Source organism: Thermotoga sp. SG1 (genome assembly GCF_002865985.1).
Lineage (GTDB): Bacteria > Thermotogota > Thermotogae > Thermotogales > Thermotogaceae > Thermotoga.
In genome coordinates, this window is sequence record NZ_LNDD01000003.1 from 453,446 (window position 1) to 475,051 (window position 21,606).

A 21,606-nucleotide genomic window follows, 5' to 3' on the forward strand; every position below is an offset into this window, starting at 1 on the left:
CCTTCTCAGCTGAGGAACATCAAAAACACACCGGCTACCGTTGCAGATCCAATCACGCCCGCCACATTCGGCCCCATCGCATGCATGAGTATGTGATTGCTCGGATCTTCTTCCTGGGCAAGCCTCTGAGCGACTCTGGCGGAATCTGGAACGGCGGAAACGCCGGCAGCACCTATGAGAGGGTTTATCTTGTCTTTCAAAAAGAGGTTCATGAGTTTTGCAAACAGAATACCAGAACTCATAGACACGATGAAAGCGGTGGCGCCCAGGAAGAATATTTTCAGGCTTTGGGGTTGTAAGAACACGTCCGCCCTGGCAGATGCCCCAACGGAGAGCATGAGAAGTATGGTCACCGTGTCGAGAATGTACCTGCTTGCTGCTTCCACCAGTCTCTTTACCACCCCTGCCTCCCTGAGGAGGTTTCCAAACATGAGTGAACCAACGAGTGGCAACGACTTTGGTATCAGAAGAGCAGTGGCGATGGTTATGATGAGAGGAAACGAGAGTCTTTCGAACCTGCTCACCTTTCTGGGAGGTTTCATCCGTATTTTCCTTTCTTCCCTACTGGTCAACACTTTTGAAACAACAGGCTGTAATATCGGTATGAGGGCGATGTAAGAGTACGCAGAGATAGCAATGGGAGCGATGAGTTCGGGAGACAGTGTGTTGGTGATGTAGATGGCGGTGGGACCATCTGCTCCACCGATGATGGCGATCGATGCTGCCTGTTTCAAGGAAAACCCAAGCATCTTTGCAACAAAGAGTGTGAAGAATATCCCCATCTGGGCTGCGGCGCCGAGGAAAATGGTAATCGGATAAGAGAGCATGAAAGAGAAATCCGTGAGAGCACCGATTCCAAGGAAGATGAGTGGGGGATAGATTCCCAGATCGAGACCTTTCTTTATGTAATAAAGAAATCCTCCTTCGTTCAGGATTCCGGAGGCTTCAGGTGGAATGTTTGCGAGGATGATGCCAAAGGCAATTGGTATCAACAGAAGGGGTTCTGAGTGTTTCACTATCGCCACATAGAGCAGGGAGATCGCTATTGCAAACATGATGACGTTTCCAACTGTGAGATGAGGAAAGGCCGTTTGATTGAAGAAGTTTTCCAGTGTTGATAAGACGGACAACTTTTTCCCTCCCTCTGTGCAGCCAGGAATATTCTAACACAAAAGAAGAACCCCTTGCGGGGGTTCTTCTCAGTGAATGTCTTCCAGTCTGTAAGGTGTCTTCTGATATATACAGTAATTCAGCCAGTTGCTGAAGAAAAGATGGGCATGACTCCACCAGGTGAGAACAGGTGTTTTCGTCGGATCGTCGTTTGGAAAATAGTTGGCTGGTATGGGTACTTTCAGATTGCGGTTTATATCTCTGTAGTATTCATCTCTCAGGGTGTATCTGTCGTACTCTGGATGTCCTGTCACGAATATCTGTCTTTCGCTTTTGTTTGCAACCACATAAACTCCGGCCTCGTCTGATTCCGCAAGGATTTCTAGCTCCGAAATCTTCATTATGTCTTCTTTTCTGATCTCCGTGTATCTGGAGTGCGGTGCCCAGAAGAAATCATCGTGCCCCCTGAAGAGGACCGTTTCCTTCGCAACTTTGTGCTTGTAAACACCCGAGAGCTTCTGGGGTAGTTCGTACTTCGGTACACCGTAGAAGTAATACAACCCTGCCTGAGCCGCCCAGCAGATGAACATGGTCGAATACACGTTGTGACGGCTCCACTCCATGATCTCTGTGAGCTCATCCCAGTAATCCACTTCTTCAAAAGGTAGCAGTTCCACGGGGGCTCCTGTGATGATGAACCCGTCGAACTTTCTGTTCTTTACAGCAGAAAAGGTTGTGTAGAATTTCAAAATGTGCTCGATGGGAGTGTGTTTGGGTGTGTGGGATTCGGTGTAGAGTAAGGTCACATTCACTTGGAGAGGGGTGTTTCCAAGGAGTCTAAGAAGCTGAATCTCCGTCTTTATCTTGTCTGGCATCAGGTTCAGGATGAGTATTTCAAGAGGGCGAATATCCTGGTGTATCGCCCTCTTTTCTGTCATCACAAAGATTCCTTCTTTTGCCAGAATCTTAACGGCAGGAAGACCACTTGGAACGTTTATTGGCAATCTTCATCCCTCCTGAGATTTTCTGAGAGCCTGATCGAGATCTCCTATTATGTCCTCCACGTCCTCTATTCCAACAGACAATCTTATCATATCCGGAGTGACTCCTGTTTTCAACTGCTCTTCTTCTGTGAGTTGCTGGTGGGTGGTGGAAGCAGGATGGATGGCCAGTGTCCTTGCATCTCCGATGTTGGCAAGATGGGAAATGAGTGTGAGACTGTCGATGAACTTCTTTCCGGCCTCTTTTCCTCCTCTTATGCCGAACGTCACTATGGCACCGTATCCCTCTTTAAGATATTTCAGGGCGTTTTCTCTGGTTTTGTTGCTTTCAACGATCGGATAGTTGACCCAGCTCACCACAGGGTGCGTCTTCAAGAATTCAACGACTTTGAGTGCGTTCTCACAGTGCTTTTTCATTCTCAGACTCAGAGTTTCGAGTCCCAGAATGAACAGGAATGCGTTGAACGGACTCATACAACTTCCAAGATCTCTCAGAAGCTGCGTTCTGCACTTCACTATGTAGGCGGCTTCTTTGAACGTTTCCACGTAACTCACACCGTGATAGCTGGGATCCGGCTCCACGAGTTCTGGAAATTTTCCGTTCGTCCAGTCAAACTTTCCACTGTCCACTATCAGCCCACCGATCGATGTACCCTGTCCTCCTATGAATTTCGTAGCAGAATACACGATGATGTCTGCTCCGTGTTCGAACGGCCTGAAGATGTACGGTGCCACTGTGTTGTCCACGATGAGAGGTATTCCATGCCTGTGAGCGATTTCTGCTATTGCCTCAAAATCAGGTACCGTAAGACCCGGATTTCCAATGGTTTCAAGGTACACTGCTTTTGTTTTCTCCGTGATGGCTTCTTCCACGTTCTTCGGATCTGTTTCATCCACGAATTTCACCACAATTCCGGACTTCCTGTACAGCGTGTGTTTGAAGAGATTGTATGTTCCCCCATACAGTGCGCTTCCACTGACGATCTCATCACCGGGCCCCGCTATGTTCAGGATGGCGTACGTGATGGCTGCCTGTCCGCTGGAGACAGCGAGAGCACCGACCCCACCTTCCAGGGCCGCTATTCTCTCTTCAAGAACACCCACCGTTGGATTTCCGATTCTCGTGTAGATGAACCCGGGTTCCTCCAGGGCAAACAGTCTCGCAGCGTGGTCGGAATCTTTGAAGACATAAGAGGTCGTCTGATAAATGGGAACGGCTCTAGAACCTGTTGTCGGCTCAGGGGGTTCATAGCCCGCATGGAGTGCCCTCGTGTTGAATCCGTACTTCCTCCAATCCAATGTATCCACCTCCCATGGTAGAATTTCTGGTGTACTCTAACTAAGGATTTAGTATTACCTTACTGAATCTTCGTGTCAAATTGTAGGTATTGAATGTAAAATGTATTTTACATCATCTTAAAATCGGAGGTGGTACCCGTGTATCTTCTGATAGATGTTGGAAACACCCATTCCGTTTTCTCCACAACGGAAGACGGAAAAGTTTTCAAAAGATGGCGCTTGTCCACAGGAATCTTCCAGACAGAGGACGAACTCTTTTCGCATCTGTATCCTCTTCTTGGTGATGCCATGCGTAAAATAGAGGGCATCGGAGTTGCTTCCGTTGTTCCCACTCAGAATATTGTTATAGAACGATTTTCAAGGAAGTATTTCAGCATGGATCCAATCTGGGTGAAGGCGAAGGACGGCTGTGTGAGATGGAACGTGAAAAACCCGGGGGAGATTGGAGCAGACAGGGTGGCAAACGTTGTGGGTTTCGTGAAAGAGTACGAAAGCAGCGGCATCATCATTGACATGGGAACCGCCACCACGGTGGATCTTGTAGTGGAGGGTTCTTACGAGGGTGGTGCCATACTTCCCGGGCTCTTCATGATGGTTCATTCACTCTTTCGAGGAACAGCGAAACTTCCACTCGTTGAGGTGAAACCGGCAGATTTTGTGGTGGGCAAGGATACGGAAGAGAACATACAACTCGGTGTTGTGAATGGAACGGTCTATGCCCTCGAGGGAATAGTGAAACGAATAAAAGGAATGTACGGCGAACTGCCGGTAGTCCTGACGGGAGGACAGTCGAAGATCGTTAGGGAAATCCTCAGACACGAGATCTTCGACGAAGACCTGACCATAAAGGGGGTGTTCCATTTCTGCTTCGGAAAATGAGAGTGCTCCTTGTGAATCCGTGGATCCACGACTTTGCAGCGTACGACTTCTGGCTGAAACCCCTTGGTCTCCTTTACGTTGCCCGTGCAATGGAATGGATGGGATACGAGGTTCACCTCGTGGATCTTCTCAACAGACACGATCCCTATCTTCCACGCTTTGTGAAAGTTCCAAAAGACAAAAAGTACGCTACCGGAAAGTTCCCGAGTAGAGTAATAGAGAAACCAGAGATTCTCCGCTTTGTCCCAAGGAAATACAAAAGATACGGAGCACCCCCGGAATTTCTGGATTGGAGACTCAGGGAGATAGGAGAGGTAAACCTTGTGATGGTCACCTCTACTCTGAGTTACTGGTATCCCGGTGTCTGGGAAACGATCCGTTTTCTGAAAAAACGCTACGATGTCCCGATCGTTCTGGGGGGAATATACCCAAGACTCTTTCCAAAACATGCGTCCAGAAGTGAAGCACTGGTCTTTCCTTTCGGTGATCTTGTTTTTCTTCCATCTTTTTTGGAAAAACTCGGATTTCCCTCGAAGGAGATACCGGAGAACTGGTTCGAAGTTTTCGATCCAATGTACGAACTCTACGAGAGGGTAGGGCACCTTGTTTTCACCACAACGCTTGGCTGTCCCTTTCACTGTTCCTATTGTGCAGTTCACAGACTCTGGAAAGGCCTCAGGGTGAGAAGTCCAGAGAGAGTGGTAGAAACTGTCGAGAAGTACCTGGACATGTTTCAGGTTGAGGACATCGTTTTCTTCGACGATGCGATACTGGCATCTGGACGATTCAAAGAAGTATTGAAACTCATCGTTAGAAAGAACTGGAAGGTGCACTTTCATCTTCCAAACGGAATACACGCAAGACTTCTCGATGAAGAAACCGCTCTTCTGATGAAAGAAGCGAACTTCAAGACCATAAAACTGGGATACGAAACCTCTGGAAAGCTCCAGAGAGAAACGGGAGGAAAGGTGTACGATGAAGATCTTGTGCGCGCTGCCCGAATTCTAAGAAAAGTTGGTTTCTCGAAAGAGGAAGTCTCAGCGTACATTATGGTGAACATGCCCGGTCAGACAAAAGAAGATGTGCTGGAGGCTGTAAAGGTTTGTTTGAACGAAGGGATCGGTGTATCGGTGAACGAGTACACCCCTATCCCGGGTACAGAGGACTGGAAAAAACTCGTCAGGGAGAAAAAACTGGATCCAGACGTTGATCCTGTCCTTTTGAACAACACGGTCCTTCCGTTCTGGTGGAAGTACGGAATGAGTTCGGAAGAGATACAGGAGATAAAACGGCTCGTTCAGGATCTGAAGATCAGATATTCGAAGGCATACACAGAATCTCGACGATCCTCAGATCGAAAAGATTAGAAGAGTTCGTCGGTTTTATAACTACGGCGGAGTCGAGACCACTTTCGGTTCCCCCGCAGGCAACGACGAGTTCCGTCGTTCTCACAAGCCCTGCATCGGCCGCCATCAGGGATATCTCCACAGCCACCTTCACACCTTCGCTGAACATCCTCAGGGCGTTCGCTATGATCTCCAGAGGATAAATGCCTCCGAACTTCTTTCTGAGACACCTCTCTCCAGCGGAGAGGGCGTGAGTGGCAGTGAGAACTTCATGTCCTTTTTCTTTCAAAAGTTTTCTTGTGTTCTCGTCGAACTCCTGTGTGTCTGGCTCTTCGAAACCGGTGTGATGTGTCACCACGATGAGTTTCAAATCCTTCGCCATCTCCAGTGCCATCTTCGCACTGTACCCTGTGGCGGAAGCTATCAGAAGTTTCCTGGAAGGAAGATTTCGAGCCTTTTCGATTGCTATCTCCAGGGTTTTCCTCGTATTTGTCCTTCCTGGCTCTCTGAAAAGAATCATGTTTCATCCCCCTTCCTTCAGAAATTTCTTCCAGATTTCGAGGGATAGAACTGGATCCACTGCGTTTACTTTTGAAAGAAACTCTATTTGATGATTGTAGTCCATAAATTTGAGAATTTCCACGATCCTTTCCAGTTCAACACTTCCTTCGTTCAAAAGTTCAACGAGCCTGTCGTAGTCGATGTAATCTACAGTTCGATCGTCGATCACAAGTTTCTTCTCACCGTGTACTTCTCTGTACGTGAGAAGGCCTTTGAGGTGTTTCCAGTCTGACACGATCTCTTTCCAAACGGGGGCACAGTCTCTTCCGCCAAGAAGATCCTTCCCATCCTTCACCAGGGCAGCTACGTACTCGTCATCTCCTCCTATGAACCAGGCGTTGTTTCCCGCCGTTCCCGTCTTTCCTGCCACTGTCTTTCCCGGAATTCTGGCTCGAACACCCGTTCCTCTTTCCACAACTTCTTTCATGATCCATTTCATGATCTCGCTCGCTTCCTGTGGCGTTCTCACGAAAGACGGTACGATCGATACGACCTTTGGATACCCTCTGTAAACGACTCTTCCGTTTCGATCCACTATCCTGTCTATGATGTAGGGCTGGAGGGCAACGCCTCCGTTGAAAACGGCCGAGTATGCTTTCGCCAGTTCTTCCGGGGATGTTTCAACGGTTCCCAGAGCGGCCGTGAGATCGTCCGGGTATCTGGATCTCAGTTTCAATGTCTCCGTGATGAAGGATTTCACGTTCTCTGGCTGAATGTACGAGTAGAGCAGCACGGAGGGGATGTTTCTGGACTCCACGATGGCCTCTTCGAGACTGACCATTCCCCTGTATTTTTCATCGAAATTCTCCGGTTCCCAGTCTCCCACTTTGACAGGAAGGTCGAGCAAAAGATTCGAAGGATTCATTCCTTTCAGAAGGGCGTAGTAGTAATACAGTGGTTTTATAGAGGATCCCACCTGTCTCCAGCCCGTTCCATATTCGATACCAACTCCTCGATAGGCCACTATCTCGCCCGTCTTTGTCTTCACAGCAACGAAGGCTGTCTTTTCGTCCTGGATGATGTCAAAGACTCGTTCCTGCAAATCTCTGTTCAGCGTGAGAAACACCTTGTAGCCGTGCCTTAGTTCGTTCAGATCAAAGCCTGCCCTCTGAGCTTCCCTCACGATCTTCCAGAAAAGCTCTTCATCCACTGTGAGCCGGTGCGTTTGGAATTCCAGTCTTGAGAGCTCTTCGACGTGTCTCTGGTACGTTTGTTGATCGATCTTTCCCTCCGAGAGCATCCTTTCGAGTACGATCTTTGCTCTTTTTTTGGAAACTTCTGGGTTCTTTTCGGGGTTGAAGTTTTCAGGAGACTTGATCAAAGCAACAAGGACGGCCATTTCCGGTTCGGAGAGTTCCCACAGGTTTTTCCCAAAGTAGTAGAGTGCCGCTGTTTGAAATCCGTAGATTCCGTTTCCCATGTAAACGGAGTTTATGTACATCTCCAGAATTTCATCTTTTGTTCTCGCTCGTTCGAGCCAGAACGAGATGAAGATCTCTTTCAGTTTTCTGGCGATGGATTTGTCCATGGAAAGGTACAGAGTCCTTGCAAGTTGCTGGGTGAGAGTGCTTCCCCCCTGTGAAAAGCTCAGGGTTTTTATATCCACCAGAATTGCCCTTATGAAACCCTTCAAGTCGAACCCGGGATGCCTGTAGAAATCTTCGTCTTCAGAAGTCAAAAGAAGGTTTACGAAACTTTCTGGTACGTTCGAAAGATCTATCCAGACGTTTCTGGAAATGAAAAGTGGTGTTCCATCACTGTAGAATACCCTGAAAGTCGGAACAAGCTTCCTTTCAGGTGGTGGTAGGTCTTTTGTGAAAAGGAAATAAAGCCCCCAGAGTGTTGAGAAGACAAGAGCGGCAGAGATCAAAAAAGACACAAAGAACTTCCTCATCGGCTATCTCGCTCCAGATCAATCAAAAATTTCTTCCATTCGAGACCGGCACTGAACCCTCCAGGTCCTCGCTTTGAAACCACCCGATGACACGGTATGTAGAGGGGAAGAGGATTTTTTGCAAGGGCCTGTCCAATGGCTCGTGGGGAGGTGTTGAGTTTTTCTGCGATCTCACCGTAGGTTCGTGTCTCACCGTACGGAATCTTTCTCACTTCCTCCCAGACCTTCTTTTGAAAAAGAGTTCCTCTGATCTCCACCGGGAAAGAAAACTCCCTTCTTTTGCCGGAAAAGTACTCTTCCAGTTCTTTCTTCACTTCAGGCGGACAGTTTGACTCATCGCTTCCCAGTTTTATTTCGACAACCTTTCCGTTCTCAACACGAACGGCGATGTTTCCGGGAAGATCCTTCATGAAAAAATCACCACCTCCTGATAGAATTATAACAGGCTCGCTCGAGGAGGGCTTCATGAATGGTGTGTATATTTGCAAACGGTCGCTACGATGAAGAGCTCGATCTCTCAAAATGTGACAGGATTGTAGCCGTAGATGGTGGGGCAAACTTTTTGAAATCGAAAAACATCGTTCCCGACATCTTCGTTGGAGATGCCGATTCGGTATCAGAAGAAACGATGAGTTGGCTGAAAAGACACGGTGTGATGATGAAACTGTTTCCAGAAGAAAAGGACGAAATAGACCTGGAACTTGCACTTCAACAGTTTGAAAGTGAAGAAAAGATTGTCTTCGGATGGCAGGGTGACCGCCTGGACATGATTCTTGCCCTCTTCTATTTGCTGAAACGCTTCAAAAACACTATTCTTGTGTCAGAAAGTCTGGTGATTGGATACGTCGAGGGGAAAAAGATTCTTTCTGCCAGACCAGGAGAAAAATGGTCCATACTTCCTCTTGGTTCTGATGCGGAAGGGGTGAGTCTCAGGGGATTTAAGTACACCCTGAAAGATGCAAAGATGCCTGTTGTAAAGCCATACGGTGTGAGCAACGAAGCAGTGTCCAGTGAGGTTGAGATAGAAGTCAAGACAGGAGGTGTGATCTTCTTCAGATGGAAGAAAGAACCCTTGTGATACTGGGAGCAACGGGCTCTATAGGAACACAGACGCTCGACGTTTTGAGAAAGATAGAGGGTATCCGACTAGTGGGGATCTCCTTTCACACGAACGTGGAACTGGCGAAAAAAATTGTGAAAGAATTTCAGGTGGAAAACGTTGCCGTCACCGGTGATGTTTCTTTTGAGTGCAACGCGAAGGTCTGGAAGGGACCTCACTCACTGGAGGATATGATGGAAGCGCTGAAGCCAGATATCACGATGGTGGCGGTGTCTGGGTTCAGTGGCTTGAGAGCCGTTCTGGCTGCTCTGGAGCACTCCAGAAGGGTCTGTCTTGCAAACAAGGAATCTCTCGTCTGTGGAGGATTCCTTGTGAAAAAGAAATTGGAGGAAAAAAGTGTCGAACTGATCCCTGTGGATAGCGAACACAGTGCGATATTTCAGGTGATCGAGCCGGGCGTTCAGAAAATCGTTCTGACAGCATCGGGTGGCGCCCTCAGGGATTGGGATCCGGAAAAAATAGAGACTGCAACGCCGGCCGACGTGCTGAAACATCCCGTCTGGAGCATGGGAACACGCATCACGGTGGATTCCGCCACGATGGTGAACAAGGCTTTTGAAGTTCTGGAAGCGATGGAACTCTTCGATTTGCCCTTTGAGAAGATAGACGTGAAAATACACAGAGAGGGGCTGGTTCATGGAGTCGTTATACTGCCCGATGGGAATGTGAAGATGGTGATTTCACCGCCGGACATGAGAATTCCCATAAGTTACTCTCTTCTCTATCCAGAACGTGCTGCCCTCGGATCTTTTTCCCTCGAGACGATGAAACTCTCCTTCGAGCCGGTAGACCCGAAAAGATACCCGACTTTCTTTTTGCTGAATCAGATAAAAAACTCCTACGCCCTCAGAACAGCCTTCAACGCGGCGGATGAAGTAGCGGTTGACGCATTCTTGAAGGGTAAAATAAAGTTTGGAGGAATACACAGGATCATAGAAAGAACTCTTGAGAGGATCGATGGGTATCCGGAACCGGAGAACCTGGAAGAAGTGGAACAGATCCATGCTGAAGCACGAAAAACCGCAGAAAGGGTGACAGAATGGTTGTCGTCTACTTCATCCTGATACTCACCGGTGTGATCATGGTTCACGAACTTGGACACTACCTTTTTGCGAGACTTTTCAAAGTGAAGGTCCTGGAGTTTGCTCTGGGATTTGGCCCCGCGGTTTTCTCTGTGAAAGGAAAGGAAACCACCTTCAGGTTCAACGTCTTCCCGATAGGTGGATACGTCAGAATGCTGGGCGAAGAAGGAGAAGAAGTGGTAGATGAGAGAGAAAAGAGTTTCTACGCCAAACCAGCATGGCAGAGACTTCTGATAACCCTGGCAGGTCCTCTTTTTTCCGTCGTTGCGGGATATGTTCTTTTTCTTCCCATAACGCTCCATTGGGGAATTGCCCTACCGGGTGTGGGAGAGGTCCTTCCAAGCAGCCCTGCAGAAGAGGCAGGGCTCATGAGAGGAGATATCATATACTCTGTGAACGGAAAGATCGCCTTCGATACTGCCATCATATCCAAGGAGATCCAGAAAGGGCTTCCCGTGGAACTGGTGGTCGTTAGAGGCGAAAAGAAAATGCCGATTCGAATCGCACCCAGGATGTACCCCGAAACCTACGAAATCGTTCTGGAAAGTGCCGAGGGAAGGCCAGAGGGAAAACTCGTTTCAGTCAACGGAAACCCGGACATCTCCATCCTGAAGGACTACGTGAACGAGTACGTCACTTTGGGGTTCGAAGGTGGCACGGTCAAAGGCATCCTGAAACAGTTCAACGAGATCCCGAAGCGACACATGATCGGTATCTCCTTCGCGGGTCTTGCTCCCGTCTTCAGGGAAGATTTCTCCGTTTTCCAGTGGGGAGACAGGATCGTTGAGGTCGAAGGTCAGAAGATAAACAGCTGGCAGGATTTGATAGTACTCTATCAGAGGTTGAACCTTGGTGATAGGGTTTTGATGCTGAATGTTCAGGGAGAAAATGTTGAGTGGTGGAGAGGGCTTTCAGGCACGGTAGATGTGACGGTGGAAAGGGCAGGAAAGTTGATCAAAGTGCAGATCGACACCAGTTCTTTGAAGACGGTTCTGGAAACCCCGGGTGTTCTGGAAAATGAAGTGCCACGCTACAGACCTGGAAATCTTGTGGAAACTGTGAGTCTTTCGGTGAAGGCGTGTAACTACGTACTCTGGGCAACGGCCTCTTCTTTGAAGAACTTCTTCCGAAACGTTCAGACAGGTCAGATAGTCGGTGTGGTGGGACTTGCGGGAGTGATCGGACAGGCATCAAAGAGCGGTATGGAGGCCATACTCACCGTCGTGGCCATCATAACGATCAGCCTGGGAGTTCTGAATCTTCTTCCGCTTCCCGCACTTGACGGTGGCAGGATCGTTTTCTCACTCGTAGAGATGGTGACCAGAAAGAGACTGGACCCACAGATTGAGAACATCATTCACTTTATTGGCTTCATACTCCTCATGGTTCTTTTCCTTTACATCACGTTCCTCGACATAGGAAGGTTGATGGGAATATGAGAAGGTCTGTTAGGGTTGGAAAGGTGACGATAGGTGGAGGAGCACCGGTGAGCGTGCAGTCAATGACCACAACAAAGACATCGGATGTGGAAAGCACCGTGCTTCAGATAAAACGACTCGAAGAAACAGGATGCGAAATCGTGCGCGTGGCCGTCCAGGATGAAGAGGATGCAAAGGCGATCAGGAGAATAAAAGAAAGAATTTCCATTCCTGTGGTGGCGGATATACAGTTTGACTACAGGCTTGCGATTCTTTCTGTGAAAAGCGGTGCGGACAAAATAAGAATAAATCCGGGAAACATGAGCAAAGAACGTTTGAGGGATGTGGTCAGTGTAGCAAAGGAATACGGTGTACCCATCCGCGTTGGAGCAAACGTTGGGTCCCTGAAGCACAGGACATCAGAGAGATGGAAGGATCTGGCAGAGTCTGCACTCGAAGAAGTGAGGACCCTCGAAAGGGAAGGCTTCTACGATATCGTTGTGTCCGTGAAGAGTTCGAACGTTCTTGAGACGATAAGAGCGAACGAGTATATCGCTGAAAGAGTGGATTATCCCATACACCTCGGTGTGACGGAAGCGGGGATTGCGGAAACCGCCATTGTGAAGTCTTCGATTGCCATTGGTCATCTTCTGCTGAAGGGGATTGGGGATACGATAAGGGTATCGATAGCCGGAGATCCCGTTCGAGAGGTGATCGCGGGAAAGAAAATCCTGATATCCCTTGGACTGAGAGAGGGCCTGGAAGTGATAGCGTGTCCCACCTGTGGAAGGGCCGAGATAAACGTTGAAGAACTGGCGCAGAAGGTTGAAAGTAGTCTTTTTCACATCAACAGGAGCCTAAAGGTGGCAGTCATGGGATGTGTTGTGAACGGTATCGGTGAGGGAAGGGATGCCGATCTAGGTGTAGCAGGTTTGAAGGATGGTGTGGTGATATTCGTGAAAGGTGAGATAAGGGAAAAAGTTCCGAAGGAAAGGGTTATCGATCGCCTGAGGTTTTACATAAATGAACTTTTGAAGGAGGTGGATTGAATGAACATTAAAAAATGGATAACACGCGACTTTCCCGTCGTGGAAGAAACGGCAACCGTCAGTGAGTGTCTTCACAGGATGAGACAGTACCAGACGAATGAGTGTGTGGTCAAAGACAATGAAGGGCATCTCAAGGGAGTTGTGAACAGAGAAGATTTGATAGATCTGGAAATGGACTCTCCCGTTTCTGATAGGATCTCTCTTCCAGAGTTCTTCATCCACGAGGACGATAGCATCACCCACGCACTTCTTCTGTTCCTGGAGCATCAGGAGCCATATCTTCCTGTGGTCGATGAGGATCTCAAGGTTGTGGGAGCGGTGAGTCTTCACGATTTTCTCGAAGCACTGGTGGAAGCACTTGCCATGGATGTGCCCGGAATCCGCTTTTCTGTGACTCTGGAGGACAGACCCGGTGAGTTGAAGAAACTCGTAGACGCACTCTCAAGCGGTAAAATAAACATCCTGTCGATTCTCACAGCCAGAGAACTCGACGGAAAAAGAGAGGTCGTTGTGAAAGTAGACACGGAGGATGAAAAACTGCTTCATGATCTTCTGGGAATGGTCGGAATAGAAGCGGAAAGCATGGAGAAAGAAGAGGGATTCTGAGAATGGAAGCGCTCCTTGGAATCGTTCAGGGACTGACCGAATTTTTACCAGTTTCGAGTTCGGGCCATTTGGCTCTCATCTCCTACGTTTTTAAGATGGATCTCAACGCCTATCAAACAGCGATACTACATCTTGGAACGCTCGCTGCCGTTGTTGTTTTTGCTCTTGAAGGTATAAGAAGGAGTTTGAGAAGCTGGAGGATGATTCTCAACCTTGTGATCTCCACGATACCGGCCGGTGTCTTCGGTGTTCTTTTCGAAAGTCGTGTTGACGAAGCATTTTCTTCCTCTGCTGTTCTTCCACTCTTCTTTTCTTTCACAGCGCTCGTACTTTTGTTCACCAGATCGTTCTTCGGTGAGAAGAAGATGGAAGAGATGACCGCGCTGGATGCCGCGGTGGTGGGTCTGGCACAGGTACTGGCTCTTTTCCCCGGTGTCTCAAGGAGTGGAATCACCATAGCGACGCTCCTTTTTTTGAAGTACAGAAAAGAGGATGCCCTCCAGTACTCTTTTTTGATGTCCATACCGGTTGTCCTGGGGGCGGGTATCCTGGGAATGGAGAAGGGAAACATCTCACTGACGGCACCTTTTTTTGCTTTCTTATCTGGAATTTTGGCACTCTACATACTCTCAAGAAGTGTCAGATCCGGTAAGATGTGGCAGTTCGCTTACTACTGTCTCTTCGTGGCGATCGTGAGTTATTTTGTGGGGTGATACGAGTGAAGATGGAGATCCTTCTTACAGGTGGCAACGTCTTTGTTCCAGAGAGACTGAACGCTCATTTCTCCACAGTAGTCTACCTGGAACACGATAGCAGAAAGATCCTGATAGATCCGGGAAACCTTCCTTCGATAGATGAACTAGAAAAGAGGTTTTCAGAAATCGGTGTTTCACCCGAGGATATCACAGACGTTTTTTTCACTCATTTGCATCTGGATCACATCTTCAACTCCATCTTTTTCGAGAACGCGACCTTCTATGTACACGAAAGTTATGCAACAAAAAATTATCGATCCTTTGGCCCTCTCCTTGGGAGACTTTACTCTCAGGTGATAGCCTCCTGGAGGAGGATCGTTCCGCTGAAAGGGAGCGAGGTTCTCATGGACGGAAAGATGAAGGTTTTTCATACCCCTTGGCATGCCAGAGAGCATCTCTCTTTCCTTGTCCACACGGAAAACATGGGGAGGGTGCTTGTGACGGGAGATGTGATACCTAACAGGCTTAAGTACTATGATATAATCAAGGGGTACGAAGAAGGTCATACAAAGAAGTTCCTCTCCGAGGTGGGAGACGTTGATCTTCTGGTGTTTCCACACGATGCACCACTGAAACTGGAGGTGAAGAGATGAGAGTGGTTTTTGTTTCATACGAGGTGTTTCCGTTCGCAAAGGTGGGAGGTCTGGCAGACGTTGCCGGAACGCTCCCAAAGTACCTGGAAAAGCAGGGAGTAGAGGTTTTTATAGTGATGCCAAAGCACAAGTTGGTTGAAAAGAACGCGGAAAAATTCGACTACGATCTCAAAAAGGTGGCCAGTGATATTTCCGTCTCTTATGTGAAGACAAGCGAAAAATTCGATATATACGAATCCACACTTCCAGGAAGCAACGTGAAGACTTATTTCGTAGCGAACGAGTACTATTTTTCGGCCGACGATGTTTACGCTGGTCCTGATCTTGGAGAGCAGTCGATATTCTTCTCTGCCGCCACGCTGGATCTGGTGAAACACCTCGATCTCAAGCCCGATGCCATCCACGTGAACGACTGGCAGACGGCGCTCATCCCCGTTTACCTGAAGACCCTCTACAGGGACGATCCGTACTTCTCCAAAACCGCTACCGTTTTCACCATACACAACCTTGGTTATCAAGGTGTGTTCGATCCAAGGTACCTTTCTTTCTCCGGTCTTCCAGATTACGTATTTTCTATCGATGGTCTTGAGTTTTACGGTCAGCTGAACTTCCTGAAGGGTGGGATTGTATTCAGCGATGTGATAAACACGGTGAGCCCAACCTACGCTGAAGAGATTCAAACGGAAGAGTACGGTGAAAAACTGGATGGAGTTCTGAGGATGCGATCAAAAGATCTATATGGAATCCTGAACGGGATAGATTACGAACTCTACAATCCTGCGACGGACAGGCGAATCTACGTCAACTACGATGTGAACCATCTAGAACTCAAATGGGAAAACAAGGTGAAACTCCAGGAAGAACTGAAGCTTCCTGTGAAAAAAGAGACTGCCGTGGCGGGTCTCATCAGCAGGCTCGTTCCACAGAAAGGGCTCGATCTTCTGATCGACATCATGGACTATCTCACGCTCTTTGATCTTCAGATCGTTGTCCTGGGAACGGGTGATGAATATTACGAAAACGCTCTGAGAAGGTTTCAGGAAAAGTATCCAGATAAAGTTTCGGTGAACATAAAGTTCGATGTGGATCTGGCGCAGAAGATATACGCCGGCTCCGATATATTTCTCATGCCCAGCAAGTACGAACCGTGCGGTCTTGGTCAAATGTTCAGCATGAGGTACGGAACAGTTCCCGTTGTGAGATACACCGGTGGGCTTGCAGACACAGTGAAAGAATACGATCCTCAAACTATGGAAGGAACCGGATTTGGTTTCAAACCCTTTGATTCTTCATACTTTTTGAAAGCCATCTCTCGAGCGCTGCATTTTTACTACAGAGAGAAAGAACAATGGAAGAGGATCATGACGAACGCTATGAACACAGATCTTTCATGGGACAGATCAGCAAAGGAATACGTGGAGCTCTACAAAAAAGCCCTTTCCAAAGTTGGAAAGTGAGGGGGAAAAGAGATGGCTGAGTTCAGAAAGGATCCCATAATAAAGAGATGGGTCATAATAGCCTCCGAGAGGGCAAAAAGACCCAACGATTTTGTGAGAACAAAGGTTGAAGAGGTTCAGGAAGGATTCTGCCCGTTTGACTATGGAAACGAACACACCACGCCTCCCGAGATCTTCGCCTTCAGACCAGCCGACACAGAACCGAACACGCCTGGATGGTGGGTTCGGGTCGTTCCTAACAAGTTTCCGGCAGTGGACCCAAACACTACCCTGAGAAAGTATGGAAGGGGCATGTACGACGCCGCTATGGGTTTTGGATACCACGACGTTGTTGTGGAAACACCCGATCACAACTCTCACCTGGCAGTTATGGAGTACAAGAACGTGGAGGAAGTGATCTGGGCCTACAAGATAAGATACGAACAACTCATGAAGGATGAAAGGATAAGATACATTCTGATCTTCAAAAACCACGGAAAAGATGCCGGAGCCTCTCTCAGCCATCCTCACAGTCAGATAATCGCCCTCCCCATCATGCCGAAGAGGGTTCAGGAAGAACTCGAAGGATCCAAAGAGTACTTCGAATACAAAGAAAGATGTCCCTTCTGTGACATCATTGATGAAGAGAAGAAGGAAAGAGAAAGGATCGTCGAAGAGAATGACCATTTCATAGCCATAGAACCGTTCGCCTCGAGATTCCCGTTTGAAACGTGGATCCTTCCCAAACGACACATGAACAGTTTCCACATGATATCGGAAGAGGAAGTAACCTCTCTTTCAAAGATCCTGAAGAACGTCCTGTATCGAATCTACTCGGCTTTAGACAATCCTCCGTACAATCTCCTCATACACACGGCTCCAACGAACTTGGAAGGAAAGGACTACTACCACTGGCACATCGAGATATTTCCAAGGCTGACGAAAGTGGCAGGCTTCGAGTGGGGAACGGGTTTCTACATAAACACCGTTCCACCGGAAGATGCCGCAAAATATCTAAGAGAAGTAACGATAGAGTAAGTTTGAAATGTTCGGAACCTTTGTGATAAAATGCAAGTTAGAGAACCCGTGAGTAAGGAGGAATGGTAGAATGGAAGTTTTGAAAGTCAGTTCAAACTCGAATCCGAACAAGGTGGCTGGTGCGATCGCTGGTTCTCTTTCCAAGAGCGACAGGGTTGAGATTCAGGCGATTGGTGCGGGGGCTGTGAACCAGGCAGTGAAGGCACTGGCAGTTGCCAGAAGGTTCCTGGAGGAGTCCGGTAAGGACCTCTTCGTCGTGCCGGGGTTTATCGAAATCAAGATAGGGGACGATGTGAGAACGGGTATATCTTTCAAGGTCTTTTTGGAGAACAGCAAGAATGAGGGATGAAGCCCGAGGTCCAGCAAATTCTGGATGTCATGAAGGACGATCCAAGGATCAAAGCCATTGTTCTTCAAATCATCAAAATGTCTGCTGAAGAGAGGGAAAACTTCAGGAAAAAGGTCACTTACTACTTCATGAACAAAAACTCGGAAGTTGATGTCGAAGCCTTCAAGTTCTTCAAAGTGGTTCTGGAAAACATCGAGGAACTTTCTGAAGCTATTGAACAGAAATGAATATGTAGCGCTTCGGTCTTTCTGTTTCAACTTCGAACACCATGAGATCTTTCAAAGGACCTTCTTCTACGTCGACAAAAAGTTCTCTGTTCACAACGAACAACTTCCCGGACGGAACGTTTCTGTAGTATCCAACAAAACCGATGCGTTTGAATTGCTTTCCTTTCAACTCCATCAGGAGCACTTTCAGTGCTCCTTCTATTTTTTTCCTGTCAACGTGCGTTTCTCTTTTTATCCTCATCCTCTTCAAGACAGGCAGGTCTGATTTTGAAAAAACAGTCGGTGTGGTTGAAGCAACCGAATGGACTTTGACAGGGAAGGAAAGGTTTTCCGAGCGAACTTCTGTGTTCATCAACATTTCATCGAAAAGTTGTGTACCAATAGTTGAAATTTCCAAGTTTCCAGATCGAAGAGAGATCTCAGCAGTTGGGAAACAGCTTTCGACCCGTATCATCTTGCTTTCAATCTTTTCCTCGTGAACCTGTGGCTCTCTTTTCAGCGAAAGAACTTCTACTTGACTCCGAAAGGTTTCTTCGATCACAGAAGGAGGAAGAAGATCCACCTCTACACAGCTCACCTTTGGGCCTTTCAGTTCTAGGATGATCCCCTCCAGCCATCTTTTGAAGAAATAGATCACTCGCCTGAACATACGTACTCCAGCGCCCTGTCCAGTCTCTGAAATGGTTCAAGAACATCGAAAGTTTCCAGAAGGTTCAGCAGTTTTTCCAGACGATCGTCCGAGAGTTTCCCTATGACTTTGAGTGCCGTTCCTTTGAATGGAAGAATCGCTTCCTCTTCAGAAATTCGAACTGGCTCTTCCACTCTCTCGTTTCTCTCAACAAGGAGCACCAGTCTCTCATCCGCCTCCAGAAGTTCGGGATCGCGAACGAATATGAAATCCGGATTTTTTTCCATCTTCTTCAGCAATGTTCTGGCTATGAGTTCTGTCTTCAGATAGACCTCCAGAGAGCCACCGTACAGTATTCTTTGGAGTTCGCTTGGGACCACAGGTTCGGTGTACTTGAACTCCTGTGGAATGCCTCGTTCATCGACAACGAGAAGCCCTCCCACGAATTTTCCACCCAGTTTTTTTGAATCCAGATAAGCGGTCGTCATGTTCTCACATCCATGAACAGTCCCTTGTTTTCTTCCCTCAGACTGGCCTGTTTTTTTCTCTGAGTCCTGAGATTGTAGAGGGAACGACTTTCATTCCTTCCTTTTCCCTCCGTCGAAGTTTTCACCTCAACCCCCTCTGTGAAGACACTTCTTTTCACCATGTTTTGTTCTCTGTTGAACTGCTGCACCAGATGCTGTCCAGCTATTTGCTGTGTCAGTGTCTGTTGATTCAAAGTCTGAGAGATGCTCTGGGTGGACTCTACACCTTTGACAACAAAACCCTGGAAGTCAACTGGCCTGATCATCGCTCATCACTTCCCTTTTTATTTTCAGGAGGGCAAGGCTCACAATCTGAGAAACCCTGGACTCGGAGACACCCAGAACACGTGCTATTTCTTTCAAGGAAAGCTCTTTTTCGAACCTCAGTGAAAGAACGAGTTTTTCTTTCTCCGACAACTTCTCAATTGCCTTTTTTATTTCCTCTTTTAAGATCTCCCGGTACGCTGTCTCATCTGGTCCTTCTGCTTTCAAAGCCAGTTCTTCATCGAAGGCGTCTATCATGAGAATCTGTCTTCTCATCATCTCGTTTTTGGCGCGAATCACTTCTTTCAGTTCCAATCCGGTTTTCCTAGCCAGTTCCTCGTCTGAGGGGAACTCTTCACTCTCGTGAATTGCTTTTTCCACAAGCTTCACATTTTTTCTCAGATTCCTTGGCATCCAGTCTATCCTTCTCAGGTAGTCGTACATTGCCCCCTTTACTCTTTTTATCACGAATGTTGTAAAGCTCGCTTTGGATGGATCGTACCTTTCAAAAGCAGAGAGTGCCGCGAGGATTCCTTCCTGGATGAGGTCTTCCACCTCCACGTTCGGTGGAAGGGTCTGCACCAGATCTTCGGCTATTCGTTTTATAACAGGAAGCAAACTCCTTATTGCCCTTTCTTTGTCCCACACTAGATTTCCTTTATTTCTAATCGTTCACCACCACCACCACCCACCTTCCTCACAAGAAGTTTTCCGGTGGCGATGTTGTACTCAACGCTTCTTGCCCTGTTACCACCGGTGTCTTCTGCCACAAGTTTTATTCCGTGTTCTTTCAGGTGTCTTTTCACCGCTTCTACGTTTCGCTGCCCTATGTTCATTCCTTTGGATTCGAACATACTGGCTCCACCGGCGATTTTTGCCTCCATTCTTCCTTTCTTTGCTCCAAGTGCCTCGAGTTCTTTCACCAGCGTTTCAATTGCCGTGTCTGCGTACTTTCCGGGTTTGTCAGTCTTTCCACCGCTGTCTGGAAGCATTACATGGGCCATACCACCAACGGCTGCAACGGGATCTCTCACACACACGGCAACACACGATCCCAGTCCCAAGGTCACGATCACCGCTGGGTTTTTCATAACGGCGTATTCTCCAATACCTATTACCTTTTTCATTCCTGAACACCCATCCTTTCGAAGATCTTTTTCAGGTACCCTGGCTTCGGCACCAGCATCAGATATGAGGTCAGCGGTTCTTCTTCCTCCACGGTAAGAGACGTTTCGACGAACACCACCTGATCATCGACACTCTCTCCCAGCTCCTCGATCGAAACCTCTGCGAATATCGCAGAAATCATGTCCACCACAAGCTGAGGTGGAAGCGTGTCTATCTTGAATCCTAAAAAGTCTGCAAGAGCCGAAACGTAGGTACCACACATGATGTTTCCTACTTCCTGAAGCGCCGAAGCAGCAAACTCATCAAGCTGTAGTAAATTTTCAGGTGCGTGTCCTATGAGTATCTCCAGGATCTTTTTCACCACCTGCGTTCCCATTATGAGAAGGACATTACCTTCTATCTCTCCTGTCACGGGCATTTTCACACCCACAACGATCTCTTCTGGATCTTTTGCCACGAAGATCACGTCACTGAGAGGAATTATCTCCACCGTTGGAACAGAAATCTCCACCTTCTTGTTCACCATGTAAGATATCGCCGTTGCAGCGTTTCCTGCTCCTATGTTTCCGATTTCTTTCAGAAGATCCTTTTGTCTTTCGGAGATGTTCACTCGATATCTCCCCTTTCCTTGTTTCTCATTTCAATCTCCTTTCTGAAAACGAAAGTCACCAGTTTCTTTTCCAGGAATGGAGAGACGTTCAAAAATTCCACTCCGTACATTCTCTCACCCGCTTCAAGAATTCCTGCTTCTCTTACGATCCGGGCAGGCTGATCCACCAGTTTCAAGTTTTCATCCAGATCCATCGTAACGTATATGATCTGTCCAACCGTTAAGATGTCGTTCACCACCATCAGCATACCACCTGCGCTGAAATCTCTTGTCACAAACCTCTTCGGTGGTTCATCCTTGGAGGAGACCCTGTAGAATCCTTCCAGAAAGATCTTTATCCTTTTGAATCTTCTTCTCTGTACCTTTCTCAACCTGTTTGGAAACAACACCTTGGTGATGGGAAAACCATCTTCGTCCCTTCCACTTTCCAATACAGCCGTTCTGAACGTATATATCGCAGAACTGTCCACGATCTTCACCGTACATCGCGTCCCTCGCGGAAGAGGAACCAGTCTTCCCTTGAAACTCGGCATGGAGAGTACCAGAAGATTTCTTTCGAAATCAACGTCGTGAACGCTGCTTTTGTACTCACCTTCAAGATCCTCCGGAGAGGAAACTTCCACAATGACGCTCTGCCCGGGTCTTATCACATCGGAAGCTTTCACAAGTTCTGTGTAATACTGCAT

General features: G+C 47.7%; 26 protein-coding genes. 13 read left to right on the plus strand and 13 right to left on the minus strand.

All coding sequences use genetic code 11. From position 1 onward, the window contains the following. Positions 1-5: 5 nt before the first annotated feature. From AS006_RS05205 to AS006_RS05215, 3 genes are all read right to left on the minus strand, one after another. Positions 6-1,130 carry a sodium ion-translocating decarboxylase subunit beta gene (locus AS006_RS05205; protein WP_199167397.1) on the minus strand — a complete coding sequence of 375 codons (1,125 nt, stop codon included), beginning with the start codon at positions 1,128-1,130 and terminating at the stop codon, positions 6-8. A 69-nt stretch (positions 1,131-1,199) separates the two neighbouring features. After that, a complete protein-coding gene (gene metA, locus AS006_RS05210; RefSeq protein ID WP_101513279.1) occupies positions 1,200-2,114 on the minus strand; it encodes a homoserine O-succinyltransferase in 915 nt (304 codons plus the stop codon). Positions 2,115-2,117: 3 nt separating this feature from the next. Next, positions 2,118-3,410, minus strand: a complete 1,293-nt coding sequence (locus AS006_RS05215) for an O-acetyl-L-homoserine sulfhydrylase (RefSeq protein ID WP_101513280.1) — start codon at positions 3,408-3,410, stop codon at positions 2,118-2,120. Between the two features lie 138 nt (positions 3,411-3,548). On the opposite strand from AS006_RS05215, the gene AS006_RS05220 reads away from it, so the two are divergent. Next, positions 3,549-4,289 carry a type III pantothenate kinase gene (locus tag AS006_RS05220; RefSeq protein ID WP_101513281.1) on the plus strand — a complete coding sequence of 247 codons (741 nt, stop codon included), beginning with the start codon at positions 3,549-3,551 and terminating at the stop codon, positions 4,287-4,289. After that, entirely contained in the window at positions 4,286-5,656 is a 1,371-nt protein-coding gene (locus AS006_RS05225; RefSeq protein ID WP_101513282.1) for a radical SAM protein, read from the plus strand. The genes AS006_RS05220 and AS006_RS05225 overlap by 4 nt, the downstream gene beginning before the upstream one ends. On the opposite strand, the gene AS006_RS05230 is transcribed toward AS006_RS05225, so the two are convergent. The 3 genes from AS006_RS05230 to AS006_RS05240 are packed head-to-tail and all read right to left on the minus strand — an operon-like array spanning position 5,601 to position 8,500. Beyond that, positions 5,601-6,155, minus strand: coding sequence for a pyruvate kinase alpha/beta domain-containing protein (locus AS006_RS05230; RefSeq protein ID WP_101513283.1), 555 nt, complete (start codon positions 6,153-6,155; stop codon positions 5,601-5,603). The genes AS006_RS05225 and AS006_RS05230 overlap by 56 nt on opposite strands. A gap of 3 nt (positions 6,156-6,158) precedes the next feature. Then, positions 6,159-8,090, minus strand: coding sequence for a transglycosylase domain-containing protein (locus AS006_RS05235; RefSeq protein ID WP_101513284.1), 1,932 nt, complete (start codon positions 8,088-8,090; stop codon positions 6,159-6,161). Then, complete coding sequence (locus AS006_RS05240; protein ID WP_101513285.1) at positions 8,087-8,500, minus strand: methylated-DNA--[protein]-cysteine S-methyltransferase; 414 nt, start codon at positions 8,498-8,500, stop codon at positions 8,087-8,089. The genes AS006_RS05235 and AS006_RS05240 overlap by 4 nt, the downstream gene beginning before the upstream one ends. 59 nt (positions 8,501-8,559) lie before the next feature. On the opposite strand from AS006_RS05240, the gene AS006_RS05245 reads away from it, so the two are divergent. The 11 genes from AS006_RS05245 (at position 8,560) to AS006_RS05295 (ending at position 17,763) form a co-directional block, all read left to right on the plus strand. Beyond that, positions 8,560-9,168, plus strand: coding sequence for a thiamine diphosphokinase (locus AS006_RS05245; RefSeq protein ID WP_101513286.1), 609 nt, complete (start codon positions 8,560-8,562; stop codon positions 9,166-9,168). Then, positions 9,147-10,274, plus strand: coding sequence for a 1-deoxy-D-xylulose-5-phosphate reductoisomerase (gene dxr, locus AS006_RS05250; RefSeq protein ID WP_101513287.1), 1,128 nt, complete (start codon positions 9,147-9,149; stop codon positions 10,272-10,274). The genes AS006_RS05245 and dxr overlap by 22 nt, the downstream gene beginning before the upstream one ends. Then, positions 10,250-11,731 carry a site-2 protease family protein gene (locus AS006_RS05255; protein WP_101513288.1) on the plus strand — a complete coding sequence of 494 codons (1,482 nt, stop codon included), beginning with the start codon at positions 10,250-10,252 and terminating at the stop codon, positions 11,729-11,731. Before dxr ends, AS006_RS05255 begins: the two co-directional genes overlap by 25 nt. Then, positions 11,728-12,759 carry a flavodoxin-dependent (E)-4-hydroxy-3-methylbut-2-enyl-diphosphate synthase gene (gene ispG, locus AS006_RS05260; RefSeq protein ID WP_101513289.1) on the plus strand — a complete coding sequence of 344 codons (1,032 nt, stop codon included), beginning with the start codon at positions 11,728-11,730 and terminating at the stop codon, positions 12,757-12,759. Before AS006_RS05255 ends, ispG begins: the two co-directional genes overlap by 4 nt. Beyond that, on the plus strand, positions 12,760-13,365 hold the full coding sequence (locus AS006_RS05265) for a CBS domain-containing protein (RefSeq protein WP_101513290.1): 606 nt from the start codon (positions 12,760-12,762) through the stop codon (positions 13,363-13,365). It begins immediately after the preceding gene. Positions 13,366-13,367: 2 nt separating this feature from the next. Further along, a complete protein-coding gene (locus AS006_RS05270; RefSeq protein WP_101513291.1) occupies positions 13,368-14,078 on the plus strand; it encodes an undecaprenyl-diphosphate phosphatase in 711 nt (236 codons plus the stop codon). 11 nt (positions 14,079-14,089) lie between these two features. Then, the gene (locus AS006_RS05275; protein ID WP_199167412.1) at positions 14,090-14,713 is read left to right on the plus strand and encodes an MBL fold metallo-hydrolase; all 624 of its coding nucleotides are present in this window, start codon (positions 14,090-14,092) and stop codon (positions 14,711-14,713) included. Beyond that, a complete protein-coding gene (locus tag AS006_RS05280; RefSeq protein WP_101513293.1) occupies positions 14,710-16,170 on the plus strand; it encodes a glycogen synthase in 1,461 nt (486 codons plus the stop codon). Before AS006_RS05275 ends, AS006_RS05280 begins: the two co-directional genes overlap by 4 nt. A gap of 12 nt (positions 16,171-16,182) precedes the next feature. Then, a complete protein-coding gene (galT, locus tag AS006_RS05285) occupies positions 16,183-17,187 on the plus strand; it encodes a galactose-1-phosphate uridylyltransferase (RefSeq protein ID WP_101513294.1) in 1,005 nt (334 codons plus the stop codon). A gap of 70 nt (positions 17,188-17,257) precedes the next feature. Beyond that, entirely contained in the window at positions 17,258-17,536 is a 279-nt protein-coding gene (locus AS006_RS05290; protein ID WP_015920092.1) for a stage V sporulation protein S, read from the plus strand. Continuing rightward, positions 17,533-17,763 carry a hypothetical protein gene (locus AS006_RS05295; protein ID WP_101513295.1) on the plus strand — a complete coding sequence of 77 codons (231 nt, stop codon included), beginning with the start codon at positions 17,533-17,535 and terminating at the stop codon, positions 17,761-17,763. Before AS006_RS05290 ends, AS006_RS05295 begins: the two co-directional genes overlap by 4 nt. Here the strand turns inward: AS006_RS05295 and AS006_RS05300 are convergent. Genes AS006_RS05300 through AS006_RS05330 form a run of 7 tightly spaced genes read right to left on the minus strand, consistent with a single transcriptional unit; the run spans position 17,747 to position 21,606 of the window. Continuing rightward, positions 17,747-18,412 (minus strand): hypothetical protein, encoded by a 666-nt coding sequence (locus AS006_RS05300; RefSeq protein WP_101513296.1) that lies wholly within the window; start codon positions 18,410-18,412, stop codon positions 17,747-17,749. The genes AS006_RS05295 and AS006_RS05300 overlap by 17 nt on opposite strands. After that, positions 18,397-18,879: a hypothetical protein gene (locus AS006_RS05305; RefSeq protein ID WP_101513297.1), complete on the minus strand. Its 483-nt coding sequence runs from the start codon at positions 18,877-18,879 to the stop codon at positions 18,397-18,399. The genes AS006_RS05300 and AS006_RS05305 overlap by 16 nt, the downstream gene beginning before the upstream one ends. Then, the gene (locus AS006_RS05310) at positions 18,876-19,184 is read right to left on the minus strand and encodes a hypothetical protein (protein ID WP_101513298.1); all 309 of its coding nucleotides are present in this window, start codon (positions 19,182-19,184) and stop codon (positions 18,876-18,878) included. The genes AS006_RS05305 and AS006_RS05310 overlap by 4 nt, the downstream gene beginning before the upstream one ends. Then, on the minus strand, positions 19,168-19,830 hold the full coding sequence (locus tag AS006_RS05315) for a FliA/WhiG family RNA polymerase sigma factor (RefSeq protein WP_101513299.1): 663 nt from the start codon (positions 19,828-19,830) through the stop codon (positions 19,168-19,170). Before AS006_RS05315 ends, AS006_RS05310 begins: the two co-directional genes overlap by 17 nt. Continuing rightward, positions 19,830-20,309: a chemoreceptor glutamine deamidase/glutamate methylesterase CheD gene (cheD, locus tag AS006_RS05320; RefSeq protein WP_101513300.1), complete on the minus strand. Its 480-nt coding sequence runs from the start codon at positions 20,307-20,309 to the stop codon at positions 19,830-19,832. Before cheD ends, AS006_RS05315 begins: the two co-directional genes overlap by 1 nt. Beyond that, a complete protein-coding gene (cheC, locus tag AS006_RS05325) occupies positions 20,306-20,920 on the minus strand; it encodes a CheY-P phosphatase CheC (RefSeq protein WP_015920085.1) in 615 nt (204 codons plus the stop codon). The genes cheD and cheC overlap by 4 nt, the downstream gene beginning before the upstream one ends. Further along, positions 20,917-21,606 carry a flagellar brake protein gene (locus AS006_RS05330; RefSeq protein ID WP_101513301.1) on the minus strand — a complete coding sequence of 230 codons (690 nt, stop codon included), beginning with the start codon at positions 21,604-21,606 and terminating at the stop codon, positions 20,917-20,919. The genes cheC and AS006_RS05330 overlap by 4 nt, the downstream gene beginning before the upstream one ends.

What these genes read in the sequence shown, in the direction of transcription:
- AS006_RS05225 (WP_101513282.1), top strand. Translation starts at nt 4,286, where the DNA reads ATGAGAGTGCTCCTTGTGAATCCGTGGATCCACGACTTTGCAGCGTAC.
- AS006_RS05230 (WP_101513283.1), bottom strand. Translation starts at nt 6,155, where the DNA reads ATGATTCTTTTCAGAGAGCCAGGAAGGACAAATACGAGGAAAACCCTG.
- AS006_RS05235 (WP_101513284.1), bottom strand. Translation starts at nt 8,090, where the DNA reads ATGAGGAAGTTCTTTGTGTCTTTTTTGATCTCTGCCGCTCTTGTCTTC.
- AS006_RS05240 (WP_101513285.1), bottom strand. Translation starts at nt 8,500, where the DNA reads ATGAAGGATCTTCCCGGAAACATCGCCGTTCGTGTTGAGAACGGAAAG.
- AS006_RS05245 (WP_101513286.1), top strand. Translation starts at nt 8,560, where the DNA reads ATGGTGTGTATATTTGCAAACGGTCGCTACGATGAAGAGCTCGATCTC.
- dxr (WP_101513287.1), top strand. Translation starts at nt 9,147, where the DNA reads ATGGAAGAAAGAACCCTTGTGATACTGGGAGCAACGGGCTCTATAGGA.
- AS006_RS05255 (WP_101513288.1), top strand. Translation starts at nt 10,250, where the DNA reads ATGGTTGTCGTCTACTTCATCCTGATACTCACCGGTGTGATCATGGTT.
- ispG (WP_101513289.1), top strand. Translation starts at nt 11,728, where the DNA reads ATGAGAAGGTCTGTTAGGGTTGGAAAGGTGACGATAGGTGGAGGAGCA.
- AS006_RS05265 (WP_101513290.1), top strand. Translation starts at nt 12,760, where the DNA reads ATGAACATTAAAAAATGGATAACACGCGACTTTCCCGTCGTGGAAGAA.
- AS006_RS05270 (WP_101513291.1), top strand. Translation starts at nt 13,368, where the DNA reads ATGGAAGCGCTCCTTGGAATCGTTCAGGGACTGACCGAATTTTTACCA.
- AS006_RS05275 (WP_199167412.1), top strand. Translation starts at nt 14,090, where the DNA reads ATGGAGATCCTTCTTACAGGTGGCAACGTCTTTGTTCCAGAGAGACTG.
- AS006_RS05280 (WP_101513293.1), top strand. Translation starts at nt 14,710, where the DNA reads ATGAGAGTGGTTTTTGTTTCATACGAGGTGTTTCCGTTCGCAAAGGTG.
- galT (WP_101513294.1), top strand. Translation starts at nt 16,183, where the DNA reads ATGGCTGAGTTCAGAAAGGATCCCATAATAAAGAGATGGGTCATAATA.
- AS006_RS05290 (WP_015920092.1), top strand. Translation starts at nt 17,258, where the DNA reads ATGGAAGTTTTGAAAGTCAGTTCAAACTCGAATCCGAACAAGGTGGCT.
- AS006_RS05295 (WP_101513295.1), top strand. Translation starts at nt 17,533, where the DNA reads ATGAAGCCCGAGGTCCAGCAAATTCTGGATGTCATGAAGGACGATCCA.
- AS006_RS05300 (WP_101513296.1), bottom strand. Translation starts at nt 18,412, where the DNA reads ATGTTCAGGCGAGTGATCTATTTCTTCAAAAGATGGCTGGAGGGGATC.
- AS006_RS05305 (WP_101513297.1), bottom strand. Translation starts at nt 18,879, where the DNA reads ATGACGACCGCTTATCTGGATTCAAAAAAACTGGGTGGAAAATTCGTG.
- AS006_RS05310 (WP_101513298.1), bottom strand. Translation starts at nt 19,184, where the DNA reads ATGATCAGGCCAGTTGACTTCCAGGGTTTTGTTGTCAAAGGTGTAGAG.
- cheD (WP_101513300.1), bottom strand. Translation starts at nt 20,309, where the DNA reads ATGAAAAAGGTAATAGGTATTGGAGAATACGCCGTTATGAAAAACCCA.
- AS006_RS05330 (WP_101513301.1), bottom strand. Translation starts at nt 21,606, where the DNA reads ATGCAGTATTACACAGAACTTGTGAAAGCTTCCGATGTGATAAGACCC.